Here is a 21,955-nt window from a genome sequence, read left to right as displayed (position 1 = left end):
ATGGGCGAAACGACCGGGCAGCGGCAAACCGGCTATGCTCGCAGCATGATGCCATTTGCCGAGCTCCATGAGCTGCCCCGCCGCTTGCGCCGCCCCGCCGTGCGCGACCTGGCCTGGACCCTGCTGTCGCCCGCGCTGCTGAGCGCCCCGCCCTGCCCCCAGCGCCATCCGCTGGCGGGCAGCGCCTGGGCGGGCGATCCGCAACGCCTGCAGGACTGGTTGCACGCACTGGATGCAGATGATCTGCCCTTGCGCGAGTGGTTGGCAAAGATCACCAGCCGGCGCCTGGGGCTGTACTACGAAGGTCTGTGGCAGTTCGCCCTGGCGCACGCGCCCGGTGTCGAGCTGCTGGCGTCCAACCTGGCGATTCGTGCAGGCGGGCGAACCCTGGGCGAGCTGGACATTCTGCTGCGTGATGGCGAAGGCACCCATCATCTGGAGCTGGCCATAAAACTGTATCTGGGGCCGACCGAGGACGACGGACGCGACCCGGCGCACTGGCTCGGGCCTGGGTGCCATGATCGGCTCGGCAGCAAACTGGCACACCTGGCCGGGCACCAGTTGCCCATGTCGGCAGACGCGCAGAGTCGCGAAGCGCTGGCCGCTGTAGGGGTCGACCAGGTGCAGGCGCACCTGTGGCTGGGTGGCTATCTGTTCTATCCATGGCCGGGGCACGCCGAGCCGCCTGCGGGGGCCAACCCCCGGCATTTGCGCGGGCGCTGGATACGACGGCGGAATTGGGCAGCGACAGCAGACGAACACTGGCAACCGCTACCACGGCATGCCTGGCTGGCGCCGGCACGGGCAGAGCCAAAGGAATGCTGGACCGTACAGCAGTTCGAGGCCTGGCTGGCTCAGCTGGACGAACATGCACCCGCGCAGTTGCTGGTCCGGCTGGAGTCGGATGACGAAGGTGCCTGGCAGGAAGTCGAGCGCGTGTTTCTAGTGGCAGACAGTTGGCCACATTTGCCGGACAACAGAATTTTCACAGATCCAGCGCAAAGATTTGTTTCAAATAGCCATTAGAGTGCTATCTGAGCGCCAACAAGAGCGCCATTCCGACCCTGATGACGAGGACCGATCATGGTTTCATCCACCCCCGCGCCCCATTACGCGCGCCTGTCCATCGCCCTGCATTGGCTCATGCTGGTGTTGCTGGCCGCTGTGTACGCCTGTATCGAATTTCGCGGCCTGTTCCCCAAGGACAGCGCCGAACGCAACCTGATGAAAGACCTGCACTTCATGCTCGGCCTGAGTGTGTTCGTGCTGGTCTGGCTGCGCCTGGCCGCGCGCCTGATCTCCCCGGCCCCGCCCATCGTGCCCAATCCGCCGGCTTGGCAGACCGGCCTTGCGCACCTGATGCACCTGGCGCTGTACCTGCTGATGATCGGCCTGCCCCTGGCCGGCTGGCTGATCCTCAGCGCTGCCGACAAGCCGGTGCCGTTCTTCGGCCTGGAACTGCCGCACCTGATCGGCCCCGACCCGGACCAGGCCAAGTTCATCAAGGGCTGGCATGAACGGGTGGCGACCTGGGGTTACTGGCTGATCGGCCTGCATGCCCTGGCCGGGCTGTACCACCACTACGTGCAGCGCGACAACACGCTGCTGCGCATGCTGCCCTACAAGTAACCACGACGGCCTTGCAGGCCGCCGGTGTGGACGAAGATCAGGCGGGTACCGGGCGCGAACAGCCCAGCCCCGACCTGATCGCGCAGGGCCAGCAAGGCCTTGCCGGTGTACAGGGCTTCCAGCGGCACGCCACTGTGCCGCTCGCTCGCGGCGATGAACGCCAGCAACTCATCATCGAATTTGCCAAAGCCGCCGCGGCAGGCGTCGTGCAGCTGGTAGCCCTGCAAGCCGACCAGTTCGGCGACTGTTTCCGGCACGCCGTGATCCATTGGCACGGCCAAAGCAGCATGCACCGGGTGTTCTTCTGCCTCGGCAAGGACCAGACCGGCCAATGTCGTACCGGTACCTGCAGCCAGCCACCAGGCGTCGTAGCCCGACCACCCCAGCGCTGACAGCTGCGAACGGGCTTGCTCGACGATCAGCGCACAACCTTCGGCACCCGCCGCCCCGCCACCGCCTTCGGGAATGCAGTGCCAGCCCGGATAACGGGCCTGCCAAGGCTCCCAGAAGCCCCGTTCATGGCGTGCCCGATAGCCGCCGTAGCCCAGCCAGTGCACTTCCATACCCAAGGCTTGCAGGTCGCGCACTGTGGGGGTGTCTTGTGGGTGACCGCGCAGCAAACCGGCGGTGGCGAAGCCGAAGCGCTTGCCAGCGGCGGCCAAGGCGTGGAGGTGGTTGGAATGGTTGCCGCCCAGGCTGATCAGGCCGGGGGCGCCTGCGGCATGGGCATGCTGCAAGTGGTGCCGGAGCTTGAACCACTTGTTGCCGCTGATCAGTGGGTCGATCAGGTCCAGGCGCAGGATCGCGGCCTGGAGCTTGGCTTGCTGAACCCAGGGCAGATTCAGGGGCTGGAGCGGTGCTTGAGGGAGGTCATCGAACATGACACCGAGTTTACCGTGTATCGCGGGGGCGCGTTGCGCCCCGGCGATCTCACAGTTCGGCAGCGATTCGAGACCCTTGGTTGATTGCCCGCTTGGCATCCAGCTCGGCCGCCACATCGGCACCGCCGATCAGGTGCACCGATTGCCCCGCCGCAACCAGCCCTTCATGCAATTCACGCAACGGATCCTGCCCGGCACAGATCACCACGTTGTCCACGGCCAGCACCTGCGGTTCCCCTTCGCCAATGCGAATGTGCAGGCCAGCGTCGTCGATCTGCAGGTACTCGACGCTGTTGAGCATCTGCACCTGCTTGTTCTTCAACCCGGTGCGGTGAATCCAGCCAGTGGTCTTGCCCAGCCCGTCGCCCACCTTGGATTTCTTGCGCTGCAGCAGGTACACCTGCCGCGCCGGCGCATGCGGCTCGGCCGTGATCCCGGCAACGCCACCGCGTGCCTCCAGGTGGGTATCGATCCCCCACTCTTTCCAGAACGCTTCGCGGTCCTGGCTGCTGGCCACGCCCTGATGCACCAGGTACTCGGACACGTCAAAACCGATGCCGCCGGCGCCAATCACCGCCACCGACTTGCCCACCGGCTTGCGCTCGAGCAGCACGTCCAGGTAGCTCAGCACCTTGGCATGCTCGACACCTGGGATGGCCGGGGTACGCGGCGCGATACCGGTGGCCAGGATGATCTCGTCGAAACCGCCACCGACCAGTGCCTGCACATCGACCCGGGTATTCAGGCGCAGATCGACGCCCGTGCTTTTCACCTTGTTGCGGAAATAGCGCAAGGTCTCGTAGAACTCCTCCTTGCCCGGTACCCGCTTGGCGACGTTGAACTGCCCGCCAATTTCGCCTGCGGCATCGAACAGCGTCACTTCATGGCCACGCTCGGCCGCCACGGTAGCCGCTGCCAGGCCCGCCGGGCCGGCACCCACCACAGCGATGCGCTTCACGGCACGTACCGGCAGGTAGTTGAGCTCGGTCTCGTGGCAGGCGCGCGGGTTGACCAGGCAACTGGTCAGTTTGCCACCGAAGGTGTGGTCCAGGCAGGCCTGGTTGCAACCGATGCAGGTATTGATCTCGTCGGCGCGCCCTTCGGCCGCCTTGTTGACGAAGTCAGCGTCGGCGAGAAATGGCCGGGCCATGGAGACCATGTCGGCATCGCCCTCGGCCAGCACGGCTTCGGCCACTTCCGGGGTATTGATGCGGTTGGTGGTGATCAGCGGAATGTTCACAGCGCCGCGCAGCTTGGCGGTGACCTTGCTGAACGCCGCACGCGGCACTTTGGTGGCGATGGTCGGGATACGCGCCTCGTGCCAGCCGATACCAGTGTTGATCAGCGTCGCGCCGGCCTGCTCGATGGCCTTGGCCAGCAGCTCGATTTCGTCCCAGGTGCTGCCGCCCTCGACCAGGTCGAGCATCGACAGGCGGAAGATGATGATGAAGTTCGGCCCTACCGCGTCGCGCACACGGGTGACGATCTGCACCGCCAGGCGCATGCGGTTCTCGTAGCTGCCACCCCAGCGGTCGGTGCGGTGGTTGGTGTGGGCGGCGAGGAACTGGTTGATGAAGTAGCCTTCGGACCCCATGATCTCGACGCCATCGTAGCCGGCACGCTGGGCCAGCACGGCGCAATTGACGAAGTCGGCAATTTGCTTCTCGATGCCTGCTTCATCCAGCTCCTTGGGCTTGAACGGGTTGATCGGCGCCTGAATCGCGCTGGGTGCCACCTGGCGCGGGCTATAGGCGTAGCGCCCGGCATGCAGGATCTGCAGGCAGATCTTGCCCCCTGCCTCATGCACGGCGTCGGTGACGATCCGGTGCTTGTCGGCCTCTTCCTCGGTGCTGAGCTTGGCGGCGCCAGAATACACGCCACCTTCGTCGTTCGGCGCGATGCCGCCAGTGACCATCAGGCCGACGCCACCCCGGGCGCGCTCGGCAAAATACGCCGCCATGCGTTCGAAACCGCCCGCGCGCTCCTCGAGGCCGGTGTGCATCGAGCCCATCAGGGTGCGGTTGCGCAAGGTGGTGAAGCCCAGATCGAGCGGGGCCAGCAAATGCGGGTAGCGGTCGGCAGCCATGGTAGGTTCCCCAGGTGGCGTGATCACGGAATGCGGGTACCTCTGCGGGCCCCGTCGTTTATCTGCCTGCGACATTAAACAGCCGTTTGAACGCGCTCAATGATCGAAACTGACAACTTATTGATCCTCCCGCGCAGCGGGACTACCCTAGGGAACCCTCGATTCCCAAGGCGCTGTACCGCTTGATGCGAAAACTCCTGGCAGGCGCCCTGGCGCTGGTAATGATCACCGCTCTGTGCGGCTACGTTTTCTGGACCCAACAGCGCCCGGAAGGCCACTATCTCTCCGATCTGCGCATCGAACTGGCGCTCAACCATGGCGTGCCCGGCGAGCATGGCAACCTGCTCGGCATCGAGCCGTTGCTGTTCCCCAGCGACTACCAGAACTTGCAACGCCTGCACCGCAAGCTGTCTGCCTATCTGGAGCAGGCACGCGCCCAGGGCCTGGTTGGCCCGCGCACGGTTGTGGTATTGCCGGAACACATCGGCACCTGGCTGTGGGCTCGTGGCGAAAAGAACGAGCTGTACCAGGTCACCCGCAGCCGCGACGCCGAGCAGTGGCTTGAGCTCAGCAACCCGCTGCGCTATGGCCTGGCGATGCTGAACGCCAATGGCGATGATCGGCGCGCCGATGCCCACCTGCGCATGAAGGCCAAGCAAATGGCCCGCGACTACCAGCAACTGTTCGGTGGCCTGGCCAAGGAGTTCGGCGTAACCCTGGTAGCAGGCTCGATCGTGCTGCCCGCCCCGTACGTCGAACAAGGCGTGCTGCACATTGGCCAGGGGCCACTGTTCAACAGCAGCCTGGTATTCGCCGCAGACGGCTCGCCGCTTGGCCAGCCGCAACACCAGCAATACCCCGACAGCGAAACAAGGCGCTACATCCACCACGGCCGGCACTTCCCGCTGCAGGTGCTGCAGACCCCCGCCGGGCGCCTCGGCGTGCTGATCGGCAGCGACAGTTGGTACCCCGAAAACCAGCGTAAGTTGCAGCAACAGCAGGTCCAGTTGATCGCCAACCCGGTGTACCTCAGCGGCAAAGGCAGCTGGGATGAACCCTGGCGCGGCAATCGCCATCAGGACGCCGCTGCCGAGCTGCCCCTGCAACGCGGCGAAGTCAGCGAGCAGACCGCCTGGCAACGCCTGACCCAGGCCGCAGGTGACGGCGTCAGCAGCATGAGCGTGTTCATGCGTGGGCAGTTTTGGGAACAGGGCAGCGACGGCCAGGGCTTCGCCCATCAGGCAGGCGAGTTGCTGGCGGGCCCTCCCAGCCACGGTGCGCGCCTGCTGAACCTGTGGCTGTAGACACGTGAGCCGCCCCCGCGTGCGCCTGGGCGACCTTTCGGTGGGTTTCGTCCAGCCCCTGGCCGAAGCCCTGCGCGAGCTAGGTCATGATCCGGTGCCGCTGCTTCAGCGCTACGGGCTCGATAGCGCACGCCTGGCCGAAGCTGGCGCGCGCCTGTCGATCCCGCGCTACATGCACCTTGGGCATGCGGCCATCGCGCTGTGTGGCGAGCCAGCGCTGGGCCTGCGCATGGGGCGCCTGAGTCGCCTGGCCCAGGCCGGGCTGGCCGGCGTCACGGCAGCCCAGGCCCCTACCCTGGGCGAGGCGGCGCGTACGCTGCTGCGTTTCGAGCCACTATACGCCGCCAACTACCGTGGCCATTCCAGCTATCAGGAAGACGCCCAGGGCGCATGGCTGCGTTTCTACTCGATCAGCCCCTACAACGACTACAACCGCTTCGTGGTCGATTCGCTGCTGGCCGGCTGGCTGGCGCAGCTCGCCGCCCTGGCTGGCGCCCCCTTGCAGGCCGAGCGTCTGGAGGTCGAATTCGATGCGCCCGACTACGCCGCCGGCTACCAGCCCCTTTGCTCCACACCCGTGCAATTCGGCGCCAGCGCCAACCGCTTGCGGCTGAGCCGCAGCACGCTCGAGCAGGCCAATCCACAGCACTGCCCGAGCACCTTCGGCCATCTGCAGCAGTTGTGCGAAGCGGAAATGCTCCAGCGCACTCGGGTACGCAGCCTGGGCGAACGCATTACTTACCTGCTCGGCCCGTTGCTCAATGGCGGCCGTGAGCCGGACCTCGAAGAAGTGGCATTGCACCTGCAACTGCCCACCTGGACACTGCGGCGCAAACTGGCCGAAGAAGGCACACGCTTTCGCGACCTGCTCAACGACACGCGACGCGACCTCGCCGAGGCCTACATCCGCGATACGGAGCTGGCCTTTGGCGAGATCGCCTATCTGTTGGGGTTTGCATCGGCAGAAGCCTTCCAGCGCGCATTCAAGCGCTGGACGGGCCTTACGCCGGGGGAGTTTCGCCGCAGCCAGCGGCGGGCAGGTTAAAGCTCTGTGGCGTCGTCTGCCGGTTCCGGCGGATCCAGTTCGTAAGCCTGAAAGTCGAGCAGCTCTTCCTGATAGTCATCCATCGCCCTGCGTCCTCTTCTCATCTGTCTTCGTTGGTCATGTCTTCAACCTAAGCGGGCCGGGTGAAGGAATGATGACAAGCTCATGAGTGGTAAACGTAGCAGGTGTTCAGGAAGTTATCGCCGCTCATCTGTAACAGCGAATTAAAGCGACGACGGTGCAGGCTGCGCGTCCTGCTGCACCTGAATCGGTGCGGCTTCCACTGGCGGTGCCACCGGTTGCGAGCTCTGGCTGTCATCGACCACCGGCTTGGCCGCGGCTTCACTGGCAGGTGCAACCGCCGCAGGTTCCGGCGTGGCGTCAACCAGTGGCGCAGCTGCTGGCGCTGCAACGGCCGGAGCCGCCGAGGCCTGCTCCGGCAAGCCCAGGTCAGGCGCTGGCTTTTCGGGCTTGACCACAGGCGCTTCGACCTTGGCCTTGGCGACTTTCTTCGGTTTCGGCAGGAAGCTTTCGACCAAAGCGAAGTAACGGTCGTAGAACTGCGCCGCCGTCACCGTCTCGCTGGCGACCTTGACCATCGAGTCATCGCTGGAGCCGATCGGCATCGATACCGAGCCGAGCACGCCGACCCCCAGGCTGGCGGAGCTGTTGGACTTCTTCAGGCTGTAACGGTCCTGCAGGGCGTTGGCGAACATGGTCGAACGCTTATCGTCGTTGACGTCTGGCGCACAGGTCACGTTGAAGCTGATCTGCAGGTGGTTTTCGCTGTTCTGCTGGAAGCTCTTGTTGCCCATCACCTGGTTGGCGCCACTGCTGGTGATGATGTAGCCCTGGCTGAGCAACGCACGGCGAGCCGCCTCGCAGGAGCCGGCATCGGTCACCGGGAAGCTGCGCGAGTAGGTCCCCGAGTCGTCGAAGTTCTCGTGCTCGTAGATGGCAGCTTTCTTCGAAGAGCAACCGGTCACGCCCGCCAGCACCAGGGCCAGCCCGAGCGCACCAAAGACGGATGATCTGGCCATTGCGAATTCCGGGTAAGTCAAAAGATGCCTATTGTGCATCACTGCAGGCAAGCACAGGAACCATTGATCGGTGAAGAACCTGTCAGGTTCGTGTAAATCTGGTCGCCGACAGGACACAGAAACGAAAAAAGCGACCAGAAGGTCGCTTTCTCGTTGCTTCAAGGCGTTCAAGGGGCCTTGAGGCGAAGATGGCGCAGCGGACGGGACTCGAACCCGCGACCCCCGGCGTGACAGGCCGGTATTCTAACCGACTGAACTACCGCTGCGTATCATTCAGGCTTTCGCCCGATTGAAACCTGGGTCCGCCCTTCCGGCGCGATGGCCTCAGGGCAGGCACAAAAAAAGCGACGTGTGATCGCTTCATTTGTGTTTGCTTCAAGGTGTTCTAGGGACCTCGAAACGAAGATGGCGCAGCGGACGGGACTCGAACCCGCGACCCCCGGCGTGACAGGCCGGTATTCTAACCGACTGAACTACCGCTGCGTATCGTTCAGGCTTGCGCCCGATTGAAACTGGGATCAGCTTCAGGCATTTCGCCTTTGGCTTCAGACCGGTGCCAGGCACCCATCTGTTACTAAAAATGGCGCAGCGGACGGGACTCGAACCCGCGACCCCCGGCGTGACAGGCCGGTATTCTAACCGACTGAACTACCGCTGCGCAGTGCGTTTCTCTCCGGCCGTCGACTTCATCAGAAGCGTCCAGCGCTAGAAACAATCTCAGGAAGTGGTGGGTGATGACGGGATCGAACCGCCGACCCTCTGCTTGTAAGGCAGATGCTCTCCCGGCTGAGCTAATCACCCTCGCGATGTTGCTTGTTGCGTTTGCTTCGCTGAGGCCGCGAAATTTACGCAGGTGGCGATGCTAAGTCAATAGCCCCGTTGAATTTTTTTCAAAAAAGGTAAAAACGGAAAAGGGACCTTTCGGTCCCCTTCCCTTACTGCAGTCTGCTCAGGTGTAGATCATCTTGCGGGTCATGCCGCCGTCGACCACGAACTCCTGGCCAGTGACGAACCCGGCCTGGCGCGACAGCAGCCAGGCGACCATGGCCGCCACATCCTCCACCGTCCCTACCCTGCCCGTCGGATGCTGGGCATGGTCGGCCTCGGTCAAGGGCTCGGCACGGCGCTGGGACGGGTCACGGGCATCGATCCAGCCCGGGCTCACCGCATTGACGCGGATCTCCGGGCCCAGGCTCATGGCCAGGGCATGGGTCAAGGCCACCAGTCCGCCTTTGCTCGCCGCATAGGCCTCAGTGTCCGGTTCGGACTGCCGGGCACGGGTCGAGGTCAGGTTGACGATCGCACCATTGTGCGCACGCAAGTACGGCGCACAATGCTTGGCCAGCAACATCGGGCCATTGAGGTTGACCGCCAGCACCCGGTTCCACTGCGCCAGGCTCAGGCTTTCCAGGGTCTGGTTGTGCGGGTTGGCGATCGCCGCGTTGCACACCAGCGCATCCAGACGCCCGAATTGGCCGAGCACCTCGGACACCCCGGCGCTGACCTGGGCCTCGTCGGCCACGTCCATGGTGATGAACCAGGCGTTATCGCCCAGGGCCTTGGCGACCTTGGCACCGCGCTGGCGGTCGAGGTCGCTGAGCACCACTTGCCAACCTTCGCAGATCAGCCAGGCGGCAATGCCCAGGCCGATGCCGCGGGCGGCACCGGTGACCAGGGCAACCCGACCATTATGGCCGGGTACACCGCCGCGGATTTCCATCACAGCGCCGCCAGCCCACGGGCGAGATCCGCCTGCAGGTCGGCCACGTCTTCCAGGCCCACGGCAACCCGGATCAGGCTGTCGCGGATGCCCGCAGCCTCACGCTCCTGCGGCGTCAGGCGGCCGTGGGAGGTGGTGGCCGGGTGGGCGATGGTGGTCTTGCTGTCGCCGAGGTTGGTGGTGATCGAGATCACCCGGGTCGCGTCGATGAAGCGCCAGGCGCCCTCTTTGCCACCCTTGACCTCGAAGCTGACCACCGCACCGAAGCCGCTCATCTGGCGCTTGGCCAGTTCGTGCTGCGGGTGGCTCGGCAAGCCGGCGTAATGCACCTTCTCCACGCCCTCTTGTTGCTCCAGCCATTGCGCCAGGATCTGCGCGCTCTCGCAGTGCGCACGCATGCGCAGCTTGAGGGTTTCCAGGCCTTTGGTGAAGATCCAGGCGTTGAACGGGCTAAGGGTCGGCCCGGCAGTACGCAGGAAGCCCACCACTTCTTTCATCTGCTCGGCACGGCCGGCGACCACGCCACCCATGCAACGGCCCTGGCCGTCGATGAACTTGGTGGCCGAGTGGAACACGATGTCGGCACCCAGCTTGAGCGGCTGCTGCAAGGCCGGGGTGCTGAAGCAGTTGTCCACCACCAGCATGGCACCACGGGCGTGGGCAATTTCAGCCAGTGCAGGAATATCCACCAACTCGGCCAGCGGGTTGGAGGGGGACTCTACGATCAGCAGCTTGGTGTTGGCCTTGATGGCCTTTTCCCAGCCAGCAAGATTGACCAGTGGCACGTAGTCCACCTGCACACCGAAGCGCTTGAAGTACTTCTCGAACAGGCTGATGGTCGAGCCGAATACGCTCTGCGACACCAGTACGTGGTCGCCGGCACTGCACAGCGACATGACTACGGCAAGGATCGCCGCCATGCCGGTGGAGGTGCCCACGGCCTGCTCGGCGCCTTCCATTGCCGCCAGGCGCTCTTCGAACGCACGCACGGACGGGTTGGTATAGCGCGAGTAGACGTTGCCCGGCGTTTCGCCGGCAAAGCGCGCAGCGGCATCGGCCGCCGTGCGGAACACATAGCTGGAGGTCAGGAACAGCGCTTCGCTGTGCTCGGCCTCCGGTGTACGGTTTTGACCGGCGCGCACCGCCAGGGTGTCGAAACCGACACCCTCGAGGTCACTGTCCAGTCGTCCGGCATCCCATTGATCCGTCATGCCGTCGCTCCCAAATCAGTTGTTGTAGAGGTCGATGATCGCGCTGACCGCCTGGTTCTTGACCTTGGCCAGGTCGTTACGGGCCTGCTCGATACGGTCAAGGTAGGCTTCGTCGATGTCGCCGGTGACGTATTCACCGTTGAACACCGCGCAATCGAAGTGATCGATCTTGATCTTGCCGCCACCGACCGAGTCGATCAGGTCCGGCAGGTCCTGGTAGACCAGCCAGTCGGCGCCGATCAACTCGGCCACCTGTTCGGTGGTACGGTTGTGGGCGATCAGTTCGTGAACACTCGGCATGTCGATGCCGTAGACGTTGGGGTAGCGCACCGCAGGGGCTGCGGAGCAGAAGTAGACATTCTTGGCGCCGGCTTCACGGGCCATCTGGATGATCTGCTTGCAGGTGGTGCCGCGCACGATCGAGTCGTCCACCAGCATCACGTTCTTGCCGCGGAATTCCAGCTCGATTGCGTTGAGTTTCTGGCGCACCGACTTCTTGCGTGCGGCCTGGCCAGGCATGATGAAGGTACGGCCGATGTAGCGGTTCTTGACGAAGCCTTCGCGGAATTTCACGCCCAGACGGTTGGCCAGCTCCAGCGCGGCAGTGCGGCTGGTGTCCGGGATCGGGATGACCACGTCGATGTCGTGCTCGGGGCGCTCGCGCATGATCTTGTCGGCGAGCTTTTCGCCCATGCGCAGACGGGCCTTGTACACCGAGATACCGTCGATGATCGAGTCCGGGCGGGCCAGGTAGACGTGCTCGAAAATGCACGGCTGCAGCTTCGGTGCGTCGGCGCACTGCTTGGTGAACAGCTGGCCTTCTTCGGTGATGTACACCGCTTCGCCCGGCGCCAGGTCGCGGATCAGGGTGAAGCCGAGGACGTCGAGGGCGACGCTTTCCGAGGCGATCATGTATTCCACGCCTTCGTCGGTGTGACGCTGGCCGAATACCACCGGGCGGATGCCGTTCGGGTCACGGAAGCCGACGATGCCATAGCCGGTGATCATCGCGACTACTGCGTAACCACCGACGCAACGGCTGTGCACGTGGGAAACGGCGGCGAACACGTCTTCCTCGGTCGGCTGCAGCTTGCCACGCACGGCCAGCTCATGGGCGAACACGTTCAGCAGCACTTCCGAGTCGGAATTGGTGTTGACGTGGCGCAGGTCGGACTCGTAGATCTCCTTGGCCAGCTGCTCGACATTGGTCAGGTTGCCGTTGTGCGCCAGGGTAATGCCGTACGGCGAGTTGACGTAGAACGGCTGGGCTTCGGCCGAAGTCGAGCTGCCCGCGGTCGGGTAGCGCACGTGACCGATGCCGATGCTGCCGACCAGGCGCTGCATGTGGCGCTGCTGGAAGACGTCACGCACCAGGCCATTATCCTTGCGCAGGAACAACCGGCCGTCGTGGCTGGTCACGATACCGGCAGCGTCCTGGCCGCGGTGCTGGAGGACCGTAAGCGCGTCATACAGCGCCTGATTGACGTTCGACTTACCGACGATACCGACGATGCCACACATGCGACGCAACCCCTACTTTGATGAAACTTGAACGAACAGCGCTCAGGGCTTTGCCGGCCCGAGCAACTGCTCCTTGAATGGAAGATCAGCCGGAGCGCTGATCAGCCCACTGGGAGTCCACTGACCGGTGAAACCCAGGATCAGGTTTTTCGACCAGTCAGCGACCAATAGAAACTGTGGTATCAGGCGTGATTCCTGCCACCAGGTGTCTTGCTGCACCGGCCCCAGACTGAGCAGGCCGACGGCCACCACCACCAGCAAGCCCCCGCGTGCGGCACCGAAGGCCATGCCGAGGAAACGATCGGTGCCGGACAACCCGGTCACGCGGATCAGCTCGCCGATAAGAAAGTTGAGCATGGCCCCCACGAGCAGGGTGGCGACGAAAAGAATGGCGCAGCCGGCGATGGTGCGCATCGACGGCGTCTGGATATAGCTTTCAAGGTACACCGAAAGCGACCCACCGAACATCCAGGCGACCGCCCCTGCAACGATCCAGATGAGCAGGGACAAGGCTTCCTTGACGAAGCCGCGCTTGAGACTGATCAGTGCGGAGACGGCGATGATCGCGATGATCGCCCAATCAACCAGAGTAAAGGCCACGGTGCTGCCTGCAGACGTTTGAGGCGGCGCATTTTACCAGAGCGAAAGGCCGGGAGTAAGCGGAATGTCAGGTGGATCCCTGAGTCAGGTTTTCAGGCCTGCGTCGCTCCCACAGAGGTATCACCGGCGTCCAGGCCTGCGCTGTACTTGTGGGAGCCGCGCTTGCCGGCGATGGGCCGCGAAGCGGCCCCGGCAATTTATGCAACAACCATGAAACTATGGGGCCGCTTTGCGGCCCATCGCCGGCAAGCGCGGCTCCCACAGGGATCGCGCCAGCTTTAAGCATTTGACCAGGACAGTTGCTTCTACTGGAACAACGCTGACCCGTGCTCAGCCTTTTTCGGGCTGGAAGCGCACCACGAAGCCATTGAGCTTCTGCTGGCGGTTGATCGTTTCGCGCAGTTTGTCAGCCTCGGCGCGCTCGATCAACGGCCCGACATACACCCGGTTCATGCCACCGGCCGAGCGGATGTAGGCGTTGTAGCCCTGGCTGCGCAGGGTCTTCTGCAGGTTCTCGGCGCCGGCCCGGCTGGACAGGCTGGCCAGCTGGATCGACCAGCTCACCGGCAGGCCATTGACATCGATCTTCGACGGCGCAGGCGCAGTTGCCACTGGCGCGGCCGGCTTGGCAACAGGTGCCGGCGCTGGCACAGGCGTCTGCGGTTTGGCCTGGGCTTGCACCTGGGGCTGAGCCTGCGGCGACGGCGTGATCGGCTGGCTCGGCGTCCTCATCGGCGCCGTCGACTCGTTGACCACCACTGGCGGCTGCTCGGGCTGTTCGGATTGCTCAGGCAGAGGCTGTGGCTCAGGTACCGCCACCTGTTCCACCTTGACCTCCGGCAGGGTCGGCATGGCCGGCGCCTGCGGGGCGTCGACCCGCACCTGGCGCATCTCGTCCTGGCGGGTGAACAGCATCGGCAGGAAAATCACCGCCAGCGCCACCAGCACCAACGCACCCACCATGCGCTGTTTCATCCCTTTGTCCAGCACTGCCATCTAGTCACCCCTCCAGGGCCTGCCGCTCCAGCCATTCCAGGGCCTCGGCGACACAGAAAAACGAACCGAACAGCAGAATCTGATCATCCGCCGTCGCCTGCGCGCATTGCCCCTCAAGGGCGGCGTCGACGCTGGCGTAAGACTTCACCGCAGCACCATGGTTCGTCAAGGCAGCGACCAATTCGGCAGCCGGACGGCTGCGCGGCGTGTGCAGAGGCGCTACCGCCCAGTCATCCACCAACCCGTGCAGCGGCGCGATGACGCCCTGCAGGTCCTTGTCGGCGAGCAGGCCGAACACTGCCAGGCGCCGGCCTTTCAGAGGACGCGCAGCCAGACGACGGGCCAGATACTCCGCAGCGTGCGGGTTGTGCCCGACATCCAGCAGCAGCTCAACAGCACTGCCCTGCCAGGTCAGTTGGCGACGGTCGAGGCGGCCGGTGATGCGGGTGTCGAGCAAGGCCTGACGGATCTGCCCAGCGTCCCACGGCAAGCCCATCAACAGATAGGCCTGCAGGGCCAGGGTGGCGTTCTCCATGGGCAGGTCGAGCAGTGGCAGACCGTGCAACGCTACCGGCTTGCCGTCTGCAGCGACGCCGCGCCAGTCCCAACCACCTTCATGGTTTGCCAGATCGAAATCGCGGCCGCGCAGGAACAGTGGCGCCGCCAGTTCGGCGGCCTTGTCCAGCAACGGCTGCGGCGGGTCGAGGTCGCCGCACAGCGCCGGCTTGCCCTGGCGGAAGATGCCGGCCTTCTCGAAGGCCACCAGCTCACGGGTATCGCCCAGGTAGTCGACATGGTCGACGCCGATGCTGGTGACCAGCGCCAGGTCGGCATCCACCACGTTCACGGTGTCCAGGCGGCCACCGAGCCCCACTTCGAGCACCACGGCATCCAGCTGCGACTGGTAGAACAACCAGAACGCTGCCAGCGTGCCCATCTCGAAGTAGGTCAGGGAAATATCGCCCCGCGCCGCCTCGACGGCGGCAAAGGCCTCGCACAGGCGCTCATCGCTGGCTTCCTGGCCATCGATCAGGACCCGTTCGTTGTAACGCAACAGGTGGGGCGAGCTGTACACGCCCACCTTCAGCCCCTGGGCCCGCAGCAACGAGGCCACGAAGGCGCAGGTCGAGCCCTTGCCGTTGGTGCCAGTCACCGTGACCACCCGTGGCGCCAGCTTGCCCAGCGTCAGCCGGGCAAGCACCTTCTGCGACCGCTCCAGGCCCATATCGATGGCCGAAGGGTGCAACTGCTCGAGGTAGGCGAGCCACTCGCCCAGGGATCGTTGTCTCATCACGCGACCGCAGCGACCTCGCGGGCCTGCTCCGGCGTTTCCTGGCCGGTCATCTGCGCCAGCAGACGAGCCAGACGCGGACGCAGGTCGCCACGGGAGATGATCAGGTCAATGGCACCGTGCTCCAGCAGGAACTCGCTGCGCTGGAAGCCCTCTGGCAGTTTTTCGCGCACGGTCTGCTCGATCACGCGTGGGCCGGCAAAGCCGATCAGGGCCTTCGGCTCACCGACGATCACGTCGCCAAGCATTGCCAGGCTGGCGGAAACACCGCCGTAGACCGGGTCGGTCAGCACCGAGATGAACGGAATGCCTTCTTCGCGCAGGCGTGCCAGCACGGCCGAAGTCTTGGCCATCTGCATCAGCGAGATCAGCGCTTCCTGCATGCGCGCACCGCCGGAGGCGGAGAAGCAGACCATCGGGCAGCGGTTTTCCAGGGCATAGTTGGCGGCACGCACGAAACGCTCACCGACGATGGCACCCATGGAACCACCCATGAACGAGAACTCGAAGGCGCTGACCACGATCGGCATGCCCATCAGGGTACCGCTCATGGAGATCAGGGCGTCTTTTTCGCCGGTTTGCTTCTGCGCACCGACCAGGCGGTCCTTGTACTTCTTGCCGTCACGGAACTTCAGGCGGTCGACCGGCTCCAGATCGGCGCCCAGTTCGGCGCGGCCTTCCGGGTCGAGGAAGATGTCGATGCGGGCACGTGCGCCGATGCGCATGTGGTGGTTGCACTTGGGGCAGACATCCAGGGTCTTTTCCAGCTCCGGACGATACAGCACGGCCTCGCAGGCCGGGCACTTGTGCCACAGGCCTTCCGGCACCGAGCTCTTCTTCACCTCGGAACGCATGATCGAAGGGATCAGTTTGTCGACTAACCAGTTGCTCATGCTTTCTTTCTCCAGTATTGGCGGACGGGGACCGGACTGGCCGGCCATGCCCTGCCCTTGAGCTCAAATTCTTCTATGAAACGATGACGGCCCGGCCACAGGGGCTGCCTGCGCACCGCGCCGTCTTCAATCTGTGTTGTGGCCATACGGCATGCCGCTGGCCGCCCCGCAGGGCTGCGAAACCTATGGACGATGGCGCGCCGCCAGCCGTCACATCTGCCGTCACGCCTGCTTCACCGCACGCATGAAGGCTTCGATCTTCGCCGCATCCTTGATGCCCTTGGCCTGCTCCACGCCGCCACTGACGTCCACCGCATACGGCCGCACCTGGGCGATCGCCTGGCCAACGTTATCGGCCGACAGCCCGCCCGCGAGGATGATCGGCTTGCTCAGCCGCGCCGGCACCAGTGACCAGTCGAAGGCCTCGCCGGTACCGCCAGGTACGCCGGCCACGTAGGTGTCGAGGAGAATGCCGCGAGCGCCGGCATAGTGCTGGCAGGCGGCTTCCAGGTCATCGCCCGGGCGCACGCGCAGCGCCTTGATCCAGGGCCGATGAAAACCTTCGCAATCGGCCGGGGTTTCGTCGCCGTGAAACTGTAGCAGGTCCAGCGGCACCACCTCGAGAATCTCGTTCAGCTCGCAACGCGAGGCGTTGACGAATAACCCGACCGTGGTCACGAACGGCGGCAGCTCGGCAATGATCGCCCGTGCCTGGCGTACGTCCACGGCACGCGGGCTCTTGGCATAGAAGACGAAACCGATGGCATCGGCCCCCGCCTCGGCGGCGGCCAGCGCGTCTTCGATGCGGGTGATCCCGCAGATCTTGCTGCGAACGTTGCTCATGGACTGCAAACCCTGAGTGATCTTGTGAGGGGCCCGATGTTAGCAAATGACTTTTGACGCGTCAGTCGGCCAACGCCTCATAACCGGTCAAAAAGTGTGGGCCGATGTAACGCTGCGGCAGCTGGAACTCTTCCGGGTACTCCACTTGCACCAGGTACAAGCCGTAAGGGTGCGCGGTTACTCCGCCCTCGCGGCGGTTGCGCCCTTCCAGCACCTCGCGCGCCCATTCGACCGGGCGCTCACCGGCACCGATGGTCATCAGTACGCCGGCAATGTTGCGCACCATATGGTGCAGGAAGGCAGTGGCTCGCACGTCCAGCACGATCATCTGACCGTGGCGGGTCACGCGCAGGTGATGAATGTGCTTGATCGGCGACTTGGCCTGGCACTGGCTGGCACGAAAGGCGCTGAAGTCATGGGTACCGAGCAGGTACTGGGCTGCCTGGGCCATGCGCTCGACGTCCAGCGGGCGGTGGTTCCAGGTCACTTCCTCGGCCAGGTGCGCGGGGCGGATCGGATCGTTGTAGATCACGTACCGGTAGCGCCGGGCACAGGCCTTGAAGCGCGCATGGAAGTCGGCCGGCATCGGCCGCGACCAGACCACGCTGATGTCGTGGGGCAGGTTGAAATTGGTGCCCAGGGTCCAGGCACGCTCGTCACGCACGGCGCGGGTGTCGAAATGCACGATCTGCCCGCAGCCGTGCACGCCGGCATCGGTGCGCCCGGCGCAGATGACACTGATCGGCTCGTCGGCCACCTTCGACAGCGCCTGCTCGAGGGCCTGCTGGACGCTGGGCACGCCGCTGGCCTGGCGCTGCCAGCCGCGGTAGCGCGAGCCCTTGTATTCCACACCCAGGGCAATGCGGGTGAAGCCTTCGGCGGCCGATTCGGTGGCGGCAGTGTCGATGATGTCCAAGAGCGTGAAACCTGTGGGTGATACGGAATGGCGGGGATTATAACGACAACGGCAGCCCTGTTGGGCTGCCGTCGTGGTTGTTGCTGCCTGAAGCGGAATCAGACCAGGCGCGAGAGCATCTCTTCGGCTTCCTGACGCTGGCCGTCATCACCATCCTTGACCACTTCGTCGAGGATGTCACGGGCGCCCTGGTGGTCGCCCATGTCGATGTAGGCGCGCGCCAGGTCGAGCTTGGTCGCTACTTCATCGGCACCGGAGAAGAAGTCGAAGTCGAGGTCATCCAGCGGCTCGGGCTCGGCTGCAGCGTCCTCGGCGGTGAAGTGCGGCTCCAGCGATGGCGATTCCAGGCTTTGCGACAGCTTGTCGAGCTCGGCGTTGACGTCGCTCAGCTCCGAGGCAAAGCTCTTGGCTGCTGGCGAGTCGTCATCCAGCGACAGCGACAGGTCGAAGTCGTCCGGCAGCTCCAGCTCGGAAATCGGGTCGAACTCCGGGATGGCGTCGAAGGCCGCCAGTTCGGCGGCAACGTCCACCGGCTCTTCTTCCACCGCATCCGGGGCAACTGGAGCAGCCGTTTCGCCACTGTCCAGATCGAAATCGGCCAGGTCGAAATCAGCCAGGTCGTCAACACTCTGCGGCTCAGCCTGAGCCTGGGCCAGCAAGGCTTCGAAATCGTCATCGGCATCGGTTTCCGGCACAACGGCTGCCGGCTCGGCTTCCACCTGAGCCTCGGCCAGTGGCGCCTCATCCACCATCGGCGGCTCGAGATGATCATCAACCGGCAGATCATCACCCAGGCTCAGGTCGAAGGCGCTGTCCAGGTCGTTATCATCGAGTACCGAGGTCTCGGTGAACGCCTCGGCGGCTGCTTCGAGCTCAGGTTCAGCTGCTGGCTCAGTTGCCGGCTCTTGCTCGACGACTGCCTGCGGCTCAGGTGCCACTTCAGGTTCTGCTTCTGCTTGCGGCTCTTCCTGAAGCAACTCCTGCACATACTGCTCGTCCATTTCGGCGGCCAGTGCCGCAGCACCCACGCCAACGGCGGCGGCAGCGAGCCCCAGCATGGCCGGGTAGCGCTCCTTGAGGCTGTTGACCTGTGCAGTGTTCGCTTCGTTGCCAGGCAGCTTGCGCTCCTGCTCGACGAAGGCGCTGTGGTCGCCCTGGCGGGCGTAGACATCCATCAGCTTGAGGCGCAAGGTGTCGTTTTCCGGCTGCGCCGCCACAGCTGTTTCCAGCAGGTCGGCCGCGTGATTCAGGCGACCACGCGACAGACTCAGATCAACTTCAGCCAGCAGTTCGGCATTCGGGTCCTGTACCGGCTCGGGCTCGGCAACCGGGGCAACAGGCGCGGGAGCAGCTGGTTTTTCCGCAGCCACGGCAGCGGCAGCAGAAGCCGCCACAACGGCAGGCGACAGGGTGACGCTCGGCGCAGACACTTCCAGCTCGTCGAAGCTGCTTGGTGGCAGGTCGAGATCCGGGCTGCGCTCGCCCTCATCGGCCAGCGCGCGGGCCATGCGCAGGTGTTTTTCCGCTTCCTGCTGGGCTTTGCGCTTGCGCGCCAGCAGCAACAGCAGGAGCAGCAGCACGAGGAACGCGGAACCGGCGATCAGGCCCAGCACCACAGGGTTGGCCAGCATCTCGTCGATGCCGCCTGGTTGCGCAGGTGCAGCCTCGTCGGCGGGGGCTGCAGCCGGAGCCGTATCGGCAGCGGCCGGGGCCGGTGCGACCACAGGCTCGGCCGGTGCTGCATCTGCCGCAGGGGCCTGCACAGGGGCCGGCTCACCGGGCAAGGTGCCCGCAAGCGGGGCTTCAGGTGCCGCGCCCTGGGCTTCCAAGCGCGCCAACTGGTCATTCTTCAGCTGGATCAGCTTCTGCAGCTTGTCCATCTGGCTCTGCAGGTCGCTCACCCGGCTCTTCAGTTCGTCGTTGTCACGACGGCTGGTGTCCAGGCTCTCCTGGGCCACCGCCAGCTTGTCGCTGACGGCCTTGGCACTGTTGCCGCCAGCCTGGTTACCAGGGCTGACCAGGCGCAGGTTGTCGCCTTGGGCGATACGATCGGGCGCCGCATCGGCGGCACCACGGCGGGTGGCATCCAGCTGCCGCGCACGCGGCCCCAGGCGCCGGCCTTCACGCCAGGCCGCGTACTGCTCGGCCACTTCTCGATTGGCTTCGGCCTGGGGAATACTCTGAACCTGCTGCTGGTCGGGCAGGCGCAGGACCTGGCCAACCTTCAGCTGGTTGATGTTGTTGCCGATGAAGGCATCCGGGTTGAGCGCCTGGATGGCGATCATGGTCTGCTGCACCGAGCCACCGCCCTGGGTGTTGCGGGCGGCGATCTGCCACAGGGTGTCGCGGCGCTTGGTGGTGTAGCTGCCTGCGCTGCTGGTGGCCGGGTTGACATTGGCCGCAGCAGGCTGCTGGCCCTGGGCCTTGGCCTGGTCGAGCAGCACGCTGTAGTCACGCAGCAGGCGACCCTGGGGCCACATGACTTGAACCAGGAACTTGACCACCGTACCGGGCAGTGGCTGGCTGGAGGTAACCCGCAGCACGCTCTTGCCGTTGGGGTTGATCACCGGGGTGAAGGTCAGGTCTTCGAGGTAGCTCGGAAACTCCACCCCGGCCTTGCTGAACTCTTCCGGTGGCGCCAGGCTCGGCGCCACTTCGGCTGCGGTGAGGTCGCGCACGTCGAGCAGTTCGATCTCGGCGTCCAGAGGCTGGTTCTGTGCTGACTTCAATGTCAGTTCACCCAACCCCAGGGCATTCGCCATGCCCGACGTCAGCGCCGACGCTGCCGCCATGGCCAGAACCAGTTTGCGAATTCGAAGCATGACCTCTTCCCTTGTATGAATCGTCCCGAAAACCTGCGTGCGGCGCGGGACAAAAGTGCTCGCCAGTATCTTTTACGCCATGTGTTTAATCAACAATTGCGCCACCTGCACGGCGTTCAAAGCAGCGCCCTTGCGCACATTGTCGGTGGTCAACCAGAGGTTGAGCTGCTGGTTTTCGTCAATTCCATGGCGTACACGACCAACATAGACCACGTCTTGGCCGACTGCGTCACCGACCGGGGTCGGATAATCATCGTTTTCCACCAGTTCGACACTTTCGGCGTGTTCCAGTGCCTGGTTGACCTGCGCCAGATCGACCGGGCGACCACTCTGCACCGCCACACTGAAGCTATCGCCGAAAAACACCGGGACTTGAATGCAGCTCACGGAAATCTTCAGCTCCGGCAGGCCCAGCAGCACGCGCAGTTCGCCAACCAGACGACGTTCCACGGCAGTGTGCCCCTGCTCGTCGACGGCACCGACCTGGGCCAGCACGTTGAAGGCCATCTGCCGATCGAAGAAACGTGGCTCCAGTGGGCGGGCGTTGAGCAGCTCGGCGGTTTGCCGGGCCAGTTCGCTGACCGCTTCGCGGCCTTGCGCGGACACCGCCAGGGCGGCCATGACCTGCACCCGTTCGATATCCAGCTGAGCCTTGAGCGGTGCCAGGGCAACCGCCACGGCAACGGCTGCGCAGCTGGGGCTGGTAATGCGTGCTGGCAGGTTCAATGTGGCAAGGCTGTCGCCATTGGCCTCCGGGACCACGGCCAGGGCATCTTCCAGGCCACCGGAAAGGTCGATGACCGTGCAGCCGGCCTGCTCGGCCTTGCTGGCAAAGCTGCGGCTGACGGCCGGGCTGGCGGCGAAGAAGGCCAGTTTGACCTGGGCGAAGTCGAAGCTGTCGACCTCACGCACCTTAAGCTTCTTGCCGGCGAACATCACGCTGCTGCCCGCCGATTCCATGCTGGCCAGCAGATGCAGGGTGCCGACCGGGAAGGCCAGTTCTTCGAGGATCTGCACGAGGGTTTCACCGACGCTGCCGGTTGCGCCGACGACGGCGATGTCCAGGGGGGTGGTCATGGTAGAGATCCTTTTGCTGATACGGCGGGGGCGGCACTTTACTTGGATTGTAGTGTTTTGTCTGTGCTGGCCTCTTCGCG

The 21,955-nt window shown here is 64.4% G+C and carries 18 protein-coding genes and 4 tRNA genes; 4 read left to right on the top strand and 18 right to left on the bottom strand.

Annotation, left to right across the window (positions count from 1 at the left end; genetic code table 11):
- Both C2H86_RS19740 and C2H86_RS19735 read left to right on the top strand, forming a co-directional pair.
- On the top strand, positions 1 to 1,026 hold the full coding sequence (locus tag C2H86_RS19740) for a DUF1853 family protein (RefSeq protein WP_159409441.1): 1,026 nt from the start codon (positions 1 to 3) through the stop codon (positions 1,024 to 1,026).
- 57 nt (positions 1,027 to 1,083) lie between these two features.
- Positions 1,084 to 1,629, top strand: coding sequence for a cytochrome b (locus C2H86_RS19735; RefSeq protein WP_159409440.1), 546 nt, complete (start codon positions 1,084 to 1,086; stop codon positions 1,627 to 1,629).
- Here the strand turns inward: C2H86_RS19735 and C2H86_RS19730 are convergent.
- Complete coding sequence (locus tag C2H86_RS19730; RefSeq protein ID WP_159409439.1) at positions 1,620 to 2,510, bottom strand: 1-aminocyclopropane-1-carboxylate deaminase/D-cysteine desulfhydrase; 891 nt, start codon at positions 2,508 to 2,510, stop codon at positions 1,620 to 1,622. The genes C2H86_RS19735 and C2H86_RS19730 overlap by 10 nt on opposite strands.
- 49 nt (positions 2,511 to 2,559) lie before the next feature.
- Positions 2,560 to 4,596, bottom strand: coding sequence for an NADPH-dependent 2,4-dienoyl-CoA reductase (locus tag C2H86_RS19725; protein ID WP_159409438.1), 2,037 nt, complete (start codon positions 4,594 to 4,596; stop codon positions 2,560 to 2,562).
- Between the two features lie 185 nt (positions 4,597 to 4,781).
- Between C2H86_RS19725 and C2H86_RS19720 the strand changes: the two genes are divergently transcribed.
- Both C2H86_RS19720 and C2H86_RS19715 read left to right on the top strand, forming a co-directional pair.
- Positions 4,782 to 5,900, top strand: coding sequence for a nitrilase-related carbon-nitrogen hydrolase (locus C2H86_RS19720; protein WP_159412961.1), 1,119 nt, complete (start codon positions 4,782 to 4,784; stop codon positions 5,898 to 5,900).
- 4 nt (positions 5,901 to 5,904) lie between these two features.
- Complete coding sequence (locus tag C2H86_RS19715) at positions 5,905 to 6,945, top strand: AraC family transcriptional regulator (protein ID WP_159409437.1); 1,041 nt, start codon at positions 5,905 to 5,907, stop codon at positions 6,943 to 6,945.
- A gap of 224 nt (positions 6,946 to 7,169) precedes the next feature.
- Here the strand turns inward: C2H86_RS19715 and C2H86_RS19710 are convergent, their stop codons facing one another.
- From C2H86_RS19710 to C2H86_RS19635, 16 genes are all read right to left on the bottom strand, one after another.
- Positions 7,170 to 7,985, bottom strand: a complete 816-nt coding sequence (locus C2H86_RS19710) for a DUF2242 domain-containing protein (RefSeq protein WP_159409436.1) — start codon at positions 7,983 to 7,985, stop codon at positions 7,170 to 7,172.
- 189 nt (positions 7,986 to 8,174) lie between these two features.
- Positions 8,175 to 8,251 (bottom strand) — tRNA-Asp (locus C2H86_RS19705).
- Positions 8,252 to 8,391: 140 nt separating this feature from the next.
- A tRNA-Asp gene (locus C2H86_RS19700) sits at positions 8,392 to 8,468 on the bottom strand.
- A gap of 98 nt (positions 8,469 to 8,566) precedes the next feature.
- Positions 8,567 to 8,643 (bottom strand) — tRNA-Asp (locus C2H86_RS19695).
- A gap of 67 nt (positions 8,644 to 8,710) precedes the next feature.
- Positions 8,711 to 8,786 (bottom strand) — tRNA-Val (locus C2H86_RS19690).
- A gap of 148 nt (positions 8,787 to 8,934) precedes the next feature.
- Positions 8,935 to 9,705 (bottom strand): SDR family oxidoreductase, encoded by a 771-nt coding sequence (locus C2H86_RS19685; RefSeq protein ID WP_163985987.1) that lies wholly within the window; start codon positions 9,703 to 9,705, stop codon positions 8,935 to 8,937.
- Positions 9,705 to 10,916 (bottom strand): O-succinylhomoserine sulfhydrylase, encoded by a 1,212-nt coding sequence (locus C2H86_RS19680; RefSeq protein ID WP_159409434.1) that lies wholly within the window; start codon positions 10,914 to 10,916, stop codon positions 9,705 to 9,707. Before C2H86_RS19680 ends, C2H86_RS19685 begins: the two co-directional genes overlap by 1 nt.
- A 15-nt stretch (positions 10,917 to 10,931) precedes the next feature.
- A complete protein-coding gene (gene purF, locus C2H86_RS19675) occupies positions 10,932 to 12,437 on the bottom strand; it encodes an amidophosphoribosyltransferase (RefSeq protein ID WP_110638363.1) in 1,506 nt (501 codons plus the stop codon).
- Positions 12,438 to 12,479: 42 nt separating this feature from the next.
- Positions 12,480 to 13,037: a CvpA family protein gene (locus C2H86_RS19670; protein ID WP_103449739.1), complete on the bottom strand. Its 558-nt coding sequence runs from the start codon at positions 13,035 to 13,037 to the stop codon at positions 12,480 to 12,482.
- A 330-nt stretch (positions 13,038 to 13,367) separates the two neighbouring features.
- Positions 13,368 to 14,033 carry an SPOR domain-containing protein gene (locus tag C2H86_RS19665; RefSeq protein ID WP_159409433.1) on the bottom strand — a complete coding sequence of 222 codons (666 nt, stop codon included), beginning with the start codon at positions 14,031 to 14,033 and terminating at the stop codon, positions 13,368 to 13,370.
- A gap of 4 nt (positions 14,034 to 14,037) precedes the next feature.
- A complete protein-coding gene (gene folC / locus C2H86_RS19660) occupies positions 14,038 to 15,324 on the bottom strand; it encodes a bifunctional tetrahydrofolate synthase/dihydrofolate synthase (protein ID WP_159409432.1) in 1,287 nt (428 codons plus the stop codon).
- Positions 15,324 to 16,217, bottom strand: coding sequence for an acetyl-CoA carboxylase, carboxyltransferase subunit beta (gene accD / locus C2H86_RS19655; protein ID WP_079227081.1), 894 nt, complete (start codon positions 16,215 to 16,217; stop codon positions 15,324 to 15,326). Before accD ends, folC begins: the two co-directional genes overlap by 1 nt.
- A 222-nt stretch (positions 16,218 to 16,439) precedes the next feature.
- Positions 16,440 to 17,060 (bottom strand): phosphoribosylanthranilate isomerase, encoded by a 621-nt coding sequence (locus C2H86_RS19650; protein WP_159409431.1) that lies wholly within the window; start codon positions 17,058 to 17,060, stop codon positions 16,440 to 16,442.
- Between the two features lie 61 nt (positions 17,061 to 17,121).
- Positions 17,122 to 17,976: a tRNA pseudouridine(38-40) synthase TruA gene (gene truA / locus C2H86_RS19645; protein WP_027919148.1), complete on the bottom strand. Its 855-nt coding sequence runs from the start codon at positions 17,974 to 17,976 to the stop codon at positions 17,122 to 17,124.
- A 98-nt stretch (positions 17,977 to 18,074) separates the two neighbouring features.
- Complete coding sequence (locus C2H86_RS19640) at positions 18,075 to 20,798, bottom strand: FimV/HubP family polar landmark protein (RefSeq protein ID WP_159409430.1); 2,724 nt, start codon at positions 20,796 to 20,798, stop codon at positions 18,075 to 18,077.
- Between the two features lie 72 nt (positions 20,799 to 20,870).
- Positions 20,871 to 21,875, bottom strand: coding sequence for an aspartate-semialdehyde dehydrogenase (locus tag C2H86_RS19635; RefSeq protein ID WP_159409429.1), 1,005 nt, complete (start codon positions 21,873 to 21,875; stop codon positions 20,871 to 20,873).
- Between the last annotated feature and the right edge of the window lie 80 nt (positions 21,876 to 21,955).

The sequence above is a fragment of the Pseudomonas putida genome (assembly GCF_009883635.2).
Classification (GTDB): domain Bacteria; phylum Pseudomonadota; class Gammaproteobacteria; order Pseudomonadales; family Pseudomonadaceae; genus Aquipseudomonas; species Aquipseudomonas putida_W.
This window is presented reverse-complemented; position numbering and strand designations above follow the sequence as displayed.

What these genes read in the sequence shown, in the direction of transcription:
- C2H86_RS19680 (WP_159409434.1), bottom strand. Translation starts at nt 10,916, where the DNA reads ATGACGGATCAATGGGATGCCGGACGACTGGACAGTGACCTCGAGGGT.
- C2H86_RS19665 (WP_159409433.1), bottom strand. Translation starts at nt 14,033, where the DNA reads ATGGCAGTGCTGGACAAAGGGATGAAACAGCGCATGGTGGGTGCGTTG.
- C2H86_RS19720 (WP_159412961.1), top strand. Translation starts at nt 4,782, where the DNA reads ATGCGAAAACTCCTGGCAGGCGCCCTGGCGCTGGTAATGATCACCGCT.
- accD (WP_079227081.1), bottom strand. Translation starts at nt 16,217, where the DNA reads ATGAGCAACTGGTTAGTCGACAAACTGATCCCTTCGATCATGCGTTCC.
- C2H86_RS19710 (WP_159409436.1), bottom strand. Translation starts at nt 7,985, where the DNA reads ATGGCCAGATCATCCGTCTTTGGTGCGCTCGGGCTGGCCCTGGTGCTG.
- C2H86_RS19640 (WP_159409430.1), bottom strand. Translation starts at nt 20,798, where the DNA reads ATGCTTCGAATTCGCAAACTGGTTCTGGCCATGGCGGCAGCGTCGGCG.
- C2H86_RS19725 (WP_159409438.1), bottom strand. Translation starts at nt 4,596, where the DNA reads ATGGCTGCCGACCGCTACCCGCATTTGCTGGCCCCGCTCGATCTGGGC.
- folC (WP_159409432.1), bottom strand. Translation starts at nt 15,324, where the DNA reads ATGAGACAACGATCCCTGGGCGAGTGGCTCGCCTACCTCGAGCAGTTG.
- purF (WP_110638363.1), bottom strand. Translation starts at nt 12,437, where the DNA reads ATGTGTGGCATCGTCGGTATCGTCGGTAAGTCGAACGTCAATCAGGCG.
- C2H86_RS19740 (WP_159409441.1), top strand. Translation starts at nt 1, where the DNA reads ATGGGCGAAACGACCGGGCAGCGGCAAACCGGCTATGCTCGCAGCATG.
- C2H86_RS19735 (WP_159409440.1), top strand. Translation starts at nt 1,084, where the DNA reads ATGGTTTCATCCACCCCCGCGCCCCATTACGCGCGCCTGTCCATCGCC.
- C2H86_RS19685 (WP_163985987.1), bottom strand. Translation starts at nt 9,705, where the DNA reads ATGGAAATCCGCGGCGGTGTACCCGGCCATAATGGTCGGGTTGCCCTG.
- C2H86_RS19730 (WP_159409439.1), bottom strand. Translation starts at nt 2,510, where the DNA reads ATGTTCGATGACCTCCCTCAAGCACCGCTCCAGCCCCTGAATCTGCCC.
- C2H86_RS19650 (WP_159409431.1), bottom strand. Translation starts at nt 17,060, where the DNA reads ATGAGCAACGTTCGCAGCAAGATCTGCGGGATCACCCGCATCGAAGAC.
- C2H86_RS19635 (WP_159409429.1), bottom strand. Translation starts at nt 21,875, where the DNA reads ATGACCACCCCCCTGGACATCGCCGTCGTCGGCGCAACCGGCAGCGTC.